Annotated in this window: 9 protein-coding genes; 4 read left to right on the forward strand and 5 right to left on the reverse strand. The window is 46.6% G+C overall.

Going from position 1 to position 13,451, the window contains the following annotated elements; all coding sequences use genetic code 11:
* The first annotated feature begins 58 nt into the window (after window positions 1–58).
* Entirely contained in the window at window positions 59–1,417 is a 1,359-nt protein-coding gene (gene mgtE, locus R7Z50_RS19390) for a magnesium transporter (protein ID WP_005381121.1), read from the forward strand.
* Window positions 1,418–1,481: 64 nt separating this feature from the next.
* Here the strand turns inward: mgtE and pmbA are convergent, their stop codons facing one another.
* Entirely contained in the window at window positions 1,482–2,825 is a 1,344-nt protein-coding gene (pmbA, locus tag R7Z50_RS19395; protein ID WP_206970991.1) for a metalloprotease PmbA, read from the reverse strand.
* Between the two features lie 110 nt (window positions 2,826–2,935).
* Between pmbA and yjgA the strand changes: the two genes are divergently transcribed.
* Complete coding sequence (yjgA, locus tag R7Z50_RS19400) at window positions 2,936–3,463, forward strand: ribosome biogenesis factor YjgA (RefSeq protein WP_005381124.1); 528 nt, start codon at window positions 2,936–2,938, stop codon at window positions 3,461–3,463.
* Between the two features lie 89 nt (window positions 3,464–3,552).
* Here yjgA and R7Z50_RS19405 read toward each other — a convergent pair whose 3' ends face one another.
* Window positions 3,553–4,515: a D-2-hydroxyacid dehydrogenase gene (locus R7Z50_RS19405; protein ID WP_213908216.1), complete on the reverse strand. Its 963-nt coding sequence runs from the start codon at window positions 4,513–4,515 to the stop codon at window positions 3,553–3,555.
* 102 nt (window positions 4,516–4,617) lie between these two features.
* Window positions 4,618–5,370 carry a bifunctional tRNA pseudouridine(32) synthase/23S rRNA pseudouridine(746) synthase RluA gene (gene rluA, locus R7Z50_RS19410; RefSeq protein WP_206970989.1) on the reverse strand — a complete coding sequence of 251 codons (753 nt, stop codon included), beginning with the start codon at window positions 5,368–5,370 and terminating at the stop codon, window positions 4,618–4,620.
* A gap of 342 nt (window positions 5,371–5,712) precedes the next feature.
* Between rluA and R7Z50_RS19415 the strand changes: the two genes are divergently transcribed.
* Window positions 5,713–6,978 carry an NRAMP family divalent metal transporter gene (locus tag R7Z50_RS19415; RefSeq protein ID WP_005381130.1) on the forward strand — a complete coding sequence of 422 codons (1,266 nt, stop codon included), beginning with the start codon at window positions 5,713–5,715 and terminating at the stop codon, window positions 6,976–6,978.
* 108 nt (window positions 6,979–7,086) lie between these two features.
* On the opposite strand, the gene rapA is transcribed toward R7Z50_RS19415, so the two are convergent.
* Window positions 7,087–9,996, reverse strand: coding sequence for an RNA polymerase-associated protein RapA (rapA, locus tag R7Z50_RS19420; RefSeq protein WP_005388434.1), 2,910 nt, complete (start codon window positions 9,994–9,996; stop codon window positions 7,087–7,089).
* Window positions 9,997–10,557: 561 nt separating this feature from the next.
* On the opposite strand from rapA, the gene R7Z50_RS19425 reads away from it, so the two are divergent.
* A complete protein-coding gene (locus R7Z50_RS19425) occupies window positions 10,558–11,934 on the forward strand; it encodes a PhoH family protein (protein ID WP_005381133.1) in 1,377 nt (458 codons plus the stop codon).
* 66 nt (window positions 11,935–12,000) lie between these two features.
* Here the strand turns inward: R7Z50_RS19425 and tldD are convergent, their stop codons facing one another.
* Window positions 12,001–13,446 carry a metalloprotease TldD gene (gene tldD, locus R7Z50_RS19430; RefSeq protein ID WP_005381134.1) on the reverse strand — a complete coding sequence of 482 codons (1,446 nt, stop codon included), beginning with the start codon at window positions 13,444–13,446 and terminating at the stop codon, window positions 12,001–12,003.
* Window positions 13,447–13,451 lie beyond the last annotated feature (5 nt).

Raw genomic sequence — 13,451 nt, forward strand, 5'->3', positions numbered from 1 at the left:
CGCCTAGAATTAAGTTATTATTCAACGCATTGTAAATATCAGGAATTGGGAGGAATGAATGGCAGAGCAAATTGAATTCGACCAAGCTCACCAAGCCCTCCAAGAAGTCACAGAAGCGCTAGAAAATGGTCGCTTCGTCCATGTTCGTCGTCAATTACAGGACATGGAACCTGAGGATATCGCTCACCTTTTAGAAGCCTCCCCACGGAAGAGCCGTGAAGTTCTTTGGCAACTCACCGACCCTGAAGATTATGGTGAAATCCTTGACGAGCTGAACGAAGACGTCAAAGACAGCCTCGTATCCAAAATGGCACCAGAAGCGCTTGCAGAAGCGACAGAAGGCATGGATACCGATGACGTGGCTTACGTACTGCGTAGCTTGCCTGACAACCTGTCACGCGAAGTCCTGTCGCAAATGGACTCATCTGACCGCCTACGGGTCGAAACCGCCCTATCCTACCCAGAAGACACCGCGGGTGGACTGATGAACACCGACGTCATCACAATTCGTGGTGACGTAGATGTGGACGTAGTTTTGCGTTATCTACGTATGAAAGGCGAGCTTCCAGAAGCTACGGATGCCCTGTATGTGATCGATGAAGAGAGTAAGCTCATCGGTGAACTGCCGATCACGACGCTTATTACCACTCAGCCAGACGTAAAAATCATTGATGTAATGGAAGACGCGGACGAGGCCATCACCGTCGATACTAGCGACTCAGATGTTGCGAGTCTGTTCGAACGCCGTAATTGGGTATCTGCACCTGTTGTTGATGAAAACTTGCATTTGGTCGGTCGTATCACCATCGATGACGTGGTTGACGTTATTCGTGAAGACGCGGAACACTCGATGATGAGTATGGCGGGTATGGACGATGACGAAGATACTTTCGCGCCTGTTGTAAAATCAGCTCGCAAACGCAGTATCTGGCTTGGTGCTAATGTATTAGCCGCTCTTGCTGCTGCTTCCGTTTCTAATATGTTTGAGGCCACATTAGACCAAATGGCCGCCATTGCGGTATTGATGACGATTGTTCCGTCCATGGGTGGTGTCGCTGGTAACCAAACTGTCGCACTAGTGATTCGTGGTCTTGCTCTTGGTCATATCGGTGACTCAAACAAACGTGAACTGTTAATGAAAGAAGCCTCGATCGGCTTACTCAACGGTATCATGTGGGCGCTGATTATTGGTGGTATTGTTGTTGCTTGGAAAGGTAACTGGATGCTCGGAGGAATCATTTCCGCCGCCATGCTGACCAACTTATTGGTCGCAGGTATTGCCGGAGTAACGATTCCAATCCTATTGAAAAAAATGAACATCGATCCTGCTTTAGCTGGTGGTATGGCATTAACAACGGTGACGGATGTGATTGGTTTATCTGTCTTCTTAGGGCTTGCCACAATACTGATTACCTAACAGAAAAAACGAAAAAGCCTGATGAACACATCAGGCTTTTTTGATTCTGAATTGCTAGAAAAGCTTATTCACCCGCCACTTTCATGCTATCCAGTAGGATAGAGCCCGTTTGGATTTGTGAGCGCGTTTCAATATCACTACCAACCGCCACAATCTTGGTGAACATGTCTTTTAGATTACCTGCGATGGTAATTTCTGATACTGGGTATTGGATTTCGCCATTCTCAACCCAGAAGCCTGCGGCACCGCGAGAGTAATCACCCGTTACCACGTTCACACCTTGTCCCATGACTTCTGTCACTAGAAGACCAGTACCGAGCTCTTTAAGCATTTGCTCGAAGTTTTGGCCTGTCGACTTCACGTACCAGTTATGAATCCCACCAGCGTGACCTGTCGGCGTCATCTTCATTTTACGTGCGGCATAACTGGTTAACAGATAAGTTGCTAGCACACCGTCGGTAATGATCTCACGGTCTTGAGTGTACACACCTTCACTATCGAATGGACTTGATGCCAAACCACGCAATACATGCGGACGTTCTGAGATATTGAACCATTCAGGAAGCACTTGTTTGCCTAGATGGTCAAGTAAGAAAGAAGATTTTCGGTACAGGTTACCACCGCTGATCGCCATAACGAGATGGCCAATCAAGCCTGTCGCAACATCAGCCGCAAACATGATTGGGTATTGACCTGTTTTTAGACGCTGCGCATCTAGGCGGTTAACCGTATTCTCTGCCGCCTTACGACCCACCGTTTCTGGGGTCCATAAGTCATCACGATGACGTGCCACGGTGTAGCTGTAATCACGTTCCATCTCGCCGTTTTGACCAACGCCAATTACACAACAGCTAGTACTATGTCGGCTAGACGCATAACTAGCTAATAAGCCATGGCTATTGCCATACACTTTCACGCCGTAATGACTATCATAACTCGCGCCATCACTTTGTTTGATTGCACTATTATAATTTAGCGCCTCTTTTTCTGCTGCAATCGCCACATTGGCAGCATAGTCTGGATCGGGTGCGTCAGGGTGGAAAAGATCAAGCTCAGGGATATCTTGCACCATGTATTCTTTTGCTGCAGGGCCTGCAAATGGGTCTTCAGATGTGTAATGTGCAATATCTAGCGCCGCTATAACGGTTTGCTCGATTGCCGCTTCACTTAAATCAGACGTGGAAGCACTGCCTTTGCGTTGACCTCGGTAAACGGTAATGCCCAGCGCACCATCGCTGTTGAACTCGACATTCTCTACTTCACCCATACGAGTTGAAACACTTAAACCAGTGCTTTTAGTAATTGCGACTTCGGCGGCGTCAGATTTTGCCGATGCAAGCTTTAAGGCTCTTGCGACGGCTTGCTCTAGCTCGGTACGTTGCTCAGCAACCTGCTGTTTAATATCCATTGTCTTTCACATCTTGTCTTTGATGAACAATAGGATAACAAGAATTTCGCTTTCTCCCCATGATTCTTGTTAAAATAGTCATAATATTAATCAAAACACAGGCAACTGAAATGGCACGTAAGAATCAAAAAGCGCCATGGGAACCAGAAGAAGAGATCATCTGGGTAAGTAAATCCGAGATGAAGCGAGACATGGAAGAACTGCAAAAGCTAGGTGAGGAGCTTGTCGGCCTCAAACCTTCAGTTCTAGAAAAGTTTCCATTGAGCGAAGATTTACGAGAAGCAATTGCTGACGCGCAACGCTTTAAAAATGAAGCGCGTCGTCGCCAATTACAACGTATTGGTAAATTGATGCGTTACGAAGATCCAGAGCCAATCCAAGCCGCACTGGATAAAATTCGTAATAAGCACTCTCAATTAACGGCTGTATTCCACAAACTTGAAGCGTTGCGTGATCGCGTAGTGGAAGAAGGTGACAAAGCCATTGATGACGTAATGGAAATGTACCCAGAAGCGGATCGTCAGCGTCTACGCCAACTTGCTCGCCAAGCAGCGAAAGAGAAAAAAGCTGGGAAACCAGCAAAAGCGTACCGCGAAATCTTTCAGATCCTTAAAGGTCTAAACGAAGAAGAGTTTTAATTCGAGGGCTCACGCAATGAGCATTCGATTTAAACGCAAAAAGCAGACGTCAATGTCTGCTTTTTTTATCTTTGGTTTTACAGTCAGCGTTACACTAAGCGATTCACGCGGTCTCCGCGCTCGAAAGCGTTAATGTTCTCAATCAAGATTTCCGCTAAACGTTGAATAGATGAGTCGCTGCCCCATGCAACATGCGGTGTCAGTAACAAATTAGGTAAACTCATATTGGCAATCAGCGGATTGCTCTCATCAGCCGGTTCTTGTGTAAAAACATCAAAACCAGCCGCTGCAATTTCTTGCTGTTTTAAGGCATCCACCAGTGCGCTCTCATCCACCAAACCTCCACGCCCTGTATTAATCAAAATGGAGTTGGACTTCATTTGTTGCAACTCTGCTTGACCAATTAAATTCTGAGTATGATCGTTGAGCGGGCAATGCAAGGTCAGCGCATCGGAGCGTTTTAATACTTCCTCAAACGACACATAACCTGGTCTACATTCTGCCGCCCCTTTACGCTCAGAAAACAAGACGGTCATTCCTAACGCTTGAGCCAGATTCGCCGTCGCTTGCCCTAGTGCCCCACTACCAACAACACCTAACGTGCTACCACCAATATCCCCGATTGGGTGAGTAAAAAAACAAAACTGCTGGTTACGCTGCCACTCACCTGCGGCAATATCTTGGTGGTACCCAAATAAATTCCGTCTTAAAGCGAATAACATTGCCATCACGTGCTCGGGCACCGAACGCGTCGCGTAACCACGTACATTAGCAACCGCAATATCATGATTAGCACAGTAGTTCACATCGACGTTGTTAAAACCAGTTGCGGCAACCGCGATCATCCGTAATTTTGGTAGTTGCTCTAATACATGTTGGTCAAGCAGGACTTTATTGCTAATCACGATATCGGCATCGGCTAACCTTTCTATTACCTGCCCAGGCGCAGTTAGGTCGTACTCACGCCAGTGGTGCGGAAAGCTAGGTCGTGGGATCTCAATATGTTCTGGGATGGTCGCTCGATCTAAAAATACGATGCTTGGCAAAGACATAACAACTCCTTGTTCACGGCTGAAAGACAGGATACATCAACCACAGTAACGAAATAGCCAAAAATAGCGAACTAGAAAGAACCGCTGTTAGTGCAATTGGCATTAAGGGTGTGGCAACGTTTTATAATCAGGCAATGTACGCTCTGGCGAAAAATAGTTAAAGATCATCGCCTCGGCTTCAGAATAAAAGTCACAGGGTACAAAAATACTGCTCAGCTGATCCGTAGCTGGATGATAAAAACTTAGCTCCGCAGCGTGCAACTCTAAACGTTCTGAAAACTGATACGCCTCTTCGCTTGCATAAAACTCATCACCCACAATCGCATGACCAATCGCCATCAAATGCACGCGTAACTGATGCGATCGACCAGTAATGGGGAGTAACCGCACAACGGTCGTATGGGCGCCATCTGGGTGCACTTCACGCTTCACCACTTGGAATAAAGTTTGAGATGGCTTGCCGTCGTCGAAGCATACTTTTTGTCGTGGACGATTTGGCCAATCACAAATTAATGGAAGATCAATATTCCCTTCTTGCGGCTCAACATGCCCCCAAACACGTGCGTAATACACCTTGTGAGTGATGCGATATTGGAACTGCTTTTTTAATGCTCGCTCCGCGGGTTTGTTTTTCGCCAGCAACATCAACCCTGATGTCGACATATCCAAGCGATGCACAACTTGAATTTCTGGATGCAACTCTTTGAGGCGGCTCCACATGCTGTCGTAATGCTCTGCAAGGCGACCAGGGACAGACAGCAGCCCTGATGGCTTATTCACTGCCAGAATGTCGTCATCCTCAAAAACGATATCAACCCAAGGGTCGGTGGGAGGGGTATATTCAAGCATTGCCATGGGAGATCTCTACAAAATAAAAACGCCGCGATTATATACCCAAATAGCACCCAGATGCAGGATTCTGAAGAAAAGTTCAACCCAATAAAACAAAGTCAATCCTTTAGCATAAAAACTAAAAATAGCACGTTGTAAATTTAGTTTGACAACAAGACGCATAACTGAATAGAGTGCTAGATGCACACAGCATGATATTCGCAAAGAATACTTAAAATAAATACATCAAAACACAGCATTTAAAAGACATTACCGTTGCGCAGTATAGGGCGAGCGCTCAGTTTGTCATGTACTGCGGTATGTATCTCTTTAGAAAGATACATAAGATAAAAAGGACAATAAGCAATGGACTCCGCCGTTATAGATAAACCCCAATCCAAACTTTCCTTATTTTTTCGTTCGCTAGGCCCCGGCATATTAATGGCATCTGCTGCGGTCGGTGGCTCTCACCTCGTGGCATCAACCAAGGCTGGTGCGATTTATGGTTGGCAATTGGCTGCACTGATTCTGCTCGTAAACCTGTTTAAATACCCTTTTTTCCGAGCGGGCGTACAGTACACCATGGGGACAGGGCTCACCTTGGTTGAGGGCTACGCGAAATTAGGTCGGCCTTATCTATGGCTATTTCTATTTCTTAGCGTGGTATCGGCCGTCATCAATACCGCCGCTTTGTTGATGTTTAGCGCTAGCTTGCTGGGCTACTTCATTCCGTTTTCACTATCAATGGCATCACTCAGCATCATTGTGATTGTCACCTGCCTGATCATATTATTTGCTGGCCATTACAAAGCGCTCGATACGCTATCTAAAGTGATCATGTCGGTGTTAACCATCGCGACTTTACTCGCTGTTTCTATCGCCTTTGGTAACCCTGTTGAACAAGTAGCCAACTTCGAGCCGCCGTCACCTTGGTCTATTGCGGCTATTGGTTTTATCGTCGTGACAATGGGGTGGATGCCTGCACCGATAGAGATCTCCTGTTTAACCTCAGCATGGCTAAAACGCCAATCAAGCCAGCAAGAAGTAACATACCGCTCTGCTCTATTTGACTTTAATGTCGGTTATATTGGCACGGCGTTTCTTGCCATTATCTTTGTATCGCTAGGCTCTTTGATGCTTTATGGTTCTGGCGTTGCGCTTGAAAGCTCTGGCGTTGGCTTCTCCCACCAATTGGTTGGCTTATATGCGGCAACGATTGGCGAATGGTCTCGTTACTTGATCGCGGTAATTGCGTTTTTCTGTATCTTTGGCAGCACGATTACCGTTATTGATGGCTACTCGCGCGTTATTTCGGATTCTCAACGCCTACTGCGCTCACAACCAGACACTAACCCTAAAACCACTTCAGCGATCATGCTGGTAGTCTCCTTACTTGCATTGGGTATTGTGGTTTTCTGGGCTTCTGCGTTATTGCCTATGCTGAACTTTGCGATGATCCTCGCCTTTATGACCACGCCATTCTTTGCTCTGCTAAATTACACATTAGTGAGCAAAACTGAGTTACCTGAGCCTTTGGCTGTTGGACCTAAACTAAAGTGGTTGTCGATTGCAGGCCTGATTTACTTGTTTGGCTTCTTGGCTGTATTTATCTGGTGGAAGTGGTTGATGTAAATGAGATAGCTATCAGTGATTAATGCATTCCGCTTAAAGAAACTAAACCGTAAATAAAGAAAAAGGTCTTCAACTGAAGACCTTTTTTCATGAGCAATAAATACTTACTTAGTTGTGGCTCACCACAATCAAACGCAGCGAGTCGAGCTGAACCTGAGCTTGGTTGATGTAACCAGTGAGCTCTTTAATTTGTGCGTCGATAGCTTCAATTTCTTCGTCACGAATATTTGGGTTCACCGCTTTCAGTGCTTGCAAACGCTCAAGCTCTGCATTCAAACTGTGCTGCATATCTTGATGAGCTTGTTTGCGTACTTCTTCGACCTTCTCTTCAATAAGAACATCACCGGCTTCAATTAAGCGGTGTACGTCTTTCTGTACCGACGTAACCAACTTGCTACCTAAGTGACGGTTTACAGGGCTGAGCTGGCGGTTAAAGCTTTCAAACTCCACTTGAGCAGACAAATCATTACCACGCGAGTCCATCATTAAACGGATTGGCGTTTTCGGTAAGAAGCGCGCGATACCACTGCGTTTTGGCGCTTGCGCATCTACCGCGTAAATCAACTCAAGAAGAATAGTCCCGACTGGTAACGCTTTGTTTTTCAATAGAGATACCGCAGACGTCCCCACCCCTTCACTCATTAGAAGATCGATACCACCCTGGATCATTGGGTGTTCCCAACTGATAAAGTGCATATCTTCACGAGATAAAGCCGTATCACGATCAAACGTGATCGTCGCTCCTTCGTATGGCAGACCTGGGTAGCTTGGCACCATCATGTGCTCAGATGGGGTCACAATCAGGGCGTTTTCACCTTTATCGTCTTGATTCAAGCCAATCGTGTCAAAAAGAGAAAGTGCGAAGGTGACCAGATTGGTATCGCCGTCAGTTGATTCAATTTTCTCAACGATTTGTTGTGCTTTTTCCCCGCCATTTGAATGCATTTCTAATAGGCGATCACGGCCTTGCTCCAATTGGGATTTCAGCTCTTTATTCATTTTTGCTGACGCTTCAATGATCTCATCTAGCGTGCTGGTATCACCAGAGGCAAGAATTTCAATCAGATCATCGGAGTACTTATCGTAAACAGCACGGCCTGTTGGGCAGGTTTCCGCAAAAGCGTTCAGGCCTTCATCGAACCAACGTGCTAGGATCGCTTGCGATGTGCCTTTCAGGTAAGGAACATGAATGTCGATATCGCGATTTTGACCGATACGGTCCAAACGACCAATACGTTGCTCAAGCAAGTCTGGGTTAAATGGCAAGTCGAACATGACAAGTTGGTTGGCAAACTGGAAGTTACGACCTTCAGAGCCGATTTCGCTACAGATAAGAACTTGTGCTCCACCTTCTTCTTGCGCAAAGTAAGCCGCCGCTTTGTCACGTTCAAGAATCGACATACCTTCGTGGAAAACGGTGGCGCGGATACCTTCACGCTCACGCAGTGCTTGCTCCAATTGCAGTGCGGTACTCGCACGAGAAGCAATCACGAGGATTTTCTCGCTGCGCTTCTCTTTTACTTTTTCAAGCAACCAATTCACACGCGAGTCAAACTGCCACCAGCTCGCGTCATCGCCTTCAAATTCTTGGAAAATTTCTTCCGGGTAAAGGTTCTTCATCGCACGTGCTTCAGAACTCATCTTACCGCCAATCATTCCAGCAACACGCATTGATGTAGTGTATTGCGGTGGAATATCCATTGGCATCAGATGCACGTTACGCGTAGGGAAGCCTTTGATGGCCGCGCGCGTGTTACGGAACAAAACACGCCCTGTACCATGACGATCCATCAAGTTATCGATCAGCTCTTGGCGTGCCGACGCTTTAGCTTCTTCGTCCGCTTCACTTTCAATAATACGGAAAAGTGGTTCTACGTCTTGTTCAGACAACAACTCAGTGATCTGGTTTTTTGCTTCATTAGGTAGCTTTTCACCGGAAAAGAGTGAAGTAATCGCATCTGCTACGGGCGCGTATTGCTCTTCTTCCTCAACGAATGCTTCGTAATCATAGAAGCGGTCTGGATCCAACAAACGCAGACGAGCAAAGTGACTCTCACGACCAAGCTGCTCTGGCGTTGCAGTCAGTAGCAACACACCTGGAGTACGTTCAGCCAAGCCTTCTACCACTTGGTATTCACGGCTCGGTTTATCTTGGCTCCATTCAAGGTGATGCGCTTCATCGACAACCAGTAGGTCCCATTCACCTTCCAGTGCTTGTTCAAAACGCTTGCGGCTCTTGCGTAGGAAATCCAAAGAACACAGCACATATTGCTGAGTATCAAATGGGTTTTCTGCATCCGCAAAAGCTTCGATACAGCGCTCTTCGTCAAAGATAGAGAAATGCAGATTGAAACGACGCATCATCTCAACCAGCCATTGATGCTGCAGTGTTTCAGGCACCACAATCAAAATGCGTTCGGCACGACCAGACAGAACTTGTTGGTGGATGATCATACCCGCTTCAATGGTTTTACCCAAACCTACCTCATCCGCCAACAAGACGCGTGGCGCGTGACGACGGCCAACTTCGTGCGCGATGTAAAGCTGATGAGGGATCAAACCTGCACGCATACCGCATAGGCCACGCATTGGGCTCTTATGCTGCTCAAACTGGTTGGTTAGCGCACGGTAACGCAGAACAAAGTTGTCCATACGGTCGATTTGACCGGCGTACAACTTATCTTGAGGTTTGTTAAAACGAATTTGGTTGCTAAGGAAAATCTCACGCAGAACAACAGCGGTTTCTTGCGTGTCTTCACGAGTACCGAAATAGGTGTAAAGACCTTCATCTTCCAGTACTTCTTCTACTTTTAGAGACCAACCTTCTTGGCAATCGATGACATCCCCAACATTAAAGGTGACTCGGGTAACAGGTGCATCGTTACGTGCGTAAACTCGGTTTTCCTCTGACGCTGCAAACATCAATGTCACAGTACGAGCATCCATTGCTACAACGGTACCTAAACCTAAATCGCTTTCCGTATCGCTAATCCAGCGCTGCCCCAAAGCAAATGTCATGAATTGACTACCTCGTTATTAGTTCTTGATTCGTATTTCTTGTTGGTCTACTCATGCCCGTGGGCATGGATAATAGTTTAGATCTGATTCTGGCTTCTGCTATGCCGATAGCATTCGTCATTTCAGTATGAACTGAGTATTTTTTAAGCCAGCTCAACATGATAAATCGGACGTAGCCTATACGCAGAAAAAGGTCGCTAATCTTACTTGAAGCTGTGATTTAGGTCACGCCGAAACCGCACCAAGCAGAAACTTTTTTTCCCAAACTCTAAATGCAATCAAATTGTAAAATACTCATGCCAATTATTAAGTTGTAGAACGTAAATATTACGTATACTTCTAATGAGGGGCGTTTAAAACCATTGCATATGATTTAAGCGCGTTAGTACACGATTAGGATCAACACGGGTTTGCAGTAAGTTGTCTTGCTACTCGGTTGCACACTAGCCGACATCAGCCCGACAACCTCTATTGCAAGCAATCAGAGTTAGGTCACTTCACACCTATTTGGAAACGACCTAACAACTCGCATGCAGAGCCGTACTACGGCAAGGAGACGCTATGGGCGATACCGATCGGAAACTGTTTGTACTCGATACCAACATTCTTCTTCATGAACCCTTTGCCATCTTCTCTTTCCAAGAACACGATGTCGTTATCCCCATGACCGTGTTGGAAGAACTCGACCGAATCAAAGACAGCAAGCGCGACGTTGCAAGAGATGCGCGCGTGGCTATTCGCACCTTGGAAGATTTGTTTAAAGAAGCAACGCCAGATGAAATCTCTGAAGGCATTCCTGTTTCTAAAGACAACCCCGACCAAGGTACTATTTCCATTTTGGCGGATTTTGAACTGCAGGAAACCGTCAAAGCCTTCGCCGACAAAGCCGGTGACAACCGTATTCTCAACGCGGTGCTTTATCTGCAAAATAAACGTGCACCACGTGAAGTGGTACTGATCACGAAAGACATCAACATGCGTCTGCGAGCCAAAGGGGCTGGTGTACGCTTTGTTGAGGACTATAGAACCGACCAACTGATTGACGACATTCAATACCTAACCAAAGGCTTTCAATTGCGTGAAGGTGATTTCTGGAGCGGTATTGAGGAAGTAGAAAGCTATGCACTGGGCGGAAAAACTTACCACAAACTCAGTCGCGAACCCTTCGACCCAACCTTTATCAACCAATACGTTATTGATGAAGACAGTGACTTTGCTGGTCGCGTAGAAACCATCAATGAAGACAAGCTAACGCTTCTCGACCTGAGCCGCGAACGTCTAATGCATCGTAAGGCTTGGGACATCACACCTAAAAATATCTACCAGGGAATGGCGTTAGATGCCTTACTCGATCCAGAAATTGACTTGGTGATTCTAACGGGTGCGGCGGGTAGTGGTAAGACATTACTGGCAATGGCAGCAGCATTGGAGCAAACCATTGAAAAAAGCATGTTCGATAAAATTATCGTAACACGTAACACGCCAGATATCGGTGAATCCATCGGCTTCTTACCCGGCTCCGAAGAGGAGAAAATGATGCCGTGGTTAGCGGCGGTGACCGATACCTTGGAAGCGCTACATAAACACGATCACTGCACTGAAGGCTCATTGAAGTACATCTGCGATAAAGCCAACATTCAATTTAAATCGATCAACTTTATGCGTGGCCGTTCAATTCAAAATGCGTTTGTACTGCTTGATGAGTGTCAAAACCTCACTGCATCACAAATCAAAACCATCATTACCCGCTGTGGTGAAGGAACCAAAATCGTCTGCTCCGGTAACTTGGCGCAGATTGACTCCCATTACCTCACCCCAGTGACCTCTGGTTTGACCTACATGGTTGAACGCTTCAAGAACTTTGAAGGCAGCGCGAATATTCACCTCAACGGCGTGGTTCGTAGCCGCTTGGCGGAATTTGCTGAAGAAAACCTGTAATTGACACCGACTCACAAAGCAAAAGAGCGCTCTAATGAGCGCTCTTTTTATAACGATTCAACTGAGTTACTCAGTGCCACCTACTGTCAGTGAGTCCAGTTTCAAGGTCGGCTGACCAACCCCAACTGGCACACTTTGACCTGCTTTACCACATACGCCAACGCCCTTGTCGATACTTAGGTCGTTACCGACCATAGAGACTTGCTGCATTGCTTCGATACCTGATCCAATCAACGTCGCACCTTTAACAGGGCGCGTAATTTTACCGTTTTCAATCAAGTATGCTTCGGATGCAGAGAACACAAACTTACCCGAAGTAATGTCCACCTGACCGCCACCAAAGTTTGGCGCATACAACCCTTTCTCGACCGTCGAGATTATTTCTTCTGGCGTATGTTCACCTGGTAGCATGTAGGTGTTGGTCATACGCGGCATTGGTAAATGTGCATAAGACTCACGACGACCGTTACCTGTTGGGTTCACACCCATTAACCGCGCGTTTAGCTTGTCTTGCATGTAACCTTTCAGCACACCATTTTCGATAAGCGTGTTGTACTGGCCGTTTACCCCTTCATCATCCACATTCAGTGAACCACGAAGGTCTTTTAACGTGCCATCATCGACGATGGTACACAGCGAAGACGTCACTTGTTGACCCATTTTGCCAGAGAAAACCGAAGATTCCTTCCGGTTAAAATCACCTTCTAGGCCATGACCTACCGCTTCGTGTAGCAACACGCCAGGCCAGCCAGAACCCAATACCACTGGCATCATGCCAGCTGGTGCTGCTTCTGCTTCAAGGTTGATTAACGCCATGCGAATCGCTTCGTCTGCGTAATGAAAAGCTTGTTTCACACCATTGCTTTCCGTTAAAAAGAAATCGTAACCGAAACGGCCGCCACCACCAGCGCTACCGCGTTCACGTCGTTCACCTTTTTGTGCGAGCACGCTAATAGACAAACGCACCAAAGGACGAATATCGCCTGCATAAGTACCGTCTGTTGCCGCAACGAGCATCTGCTCATGCACACCGCTGATGCTGATCGAGACCTCTTTAATCAATGGTTCTTTAGTGCGGATGTAAGCATCTAGAGATTTGAGCAATTCTGTTTTTTGCTGCTTTTCCCATTCAGCTAGTGGATTCACAGCGGCGTAGTACGCTTGGTTTTCGGTGCGTTTAAACGCTTGGACTTTACCATTCTGCCCTTGCTGAGCAATACCGCGCGCCGCCATTGCACTCTGCTTCAGGCCTTCAGGCTGGATTTGATCAGAGTAGGCAAAGCCGGTTTTCTCGCCAGTTACTGCACGGACACCAACACCACAATCAATGTTAAAAGAGCCATCTTTGATGATGCTGTCTTCTAGAACCAGAGACTCATGCCAGCTGGACTGAAAGTAAATGTCCGCATAATCGATCTGGCGCGTCGCAATGCTGGCAAGCGTGTCAGCAATGTCTTGTTCTGTCAGACCATTTGGGGCAAGGAGTGCCTGTTCTATTTGGTTTGTGCTCATAGTTA

The sequence above is a fragment of the Vibrio sp. 1249-1 genome, from assembly GCF_033340495.1.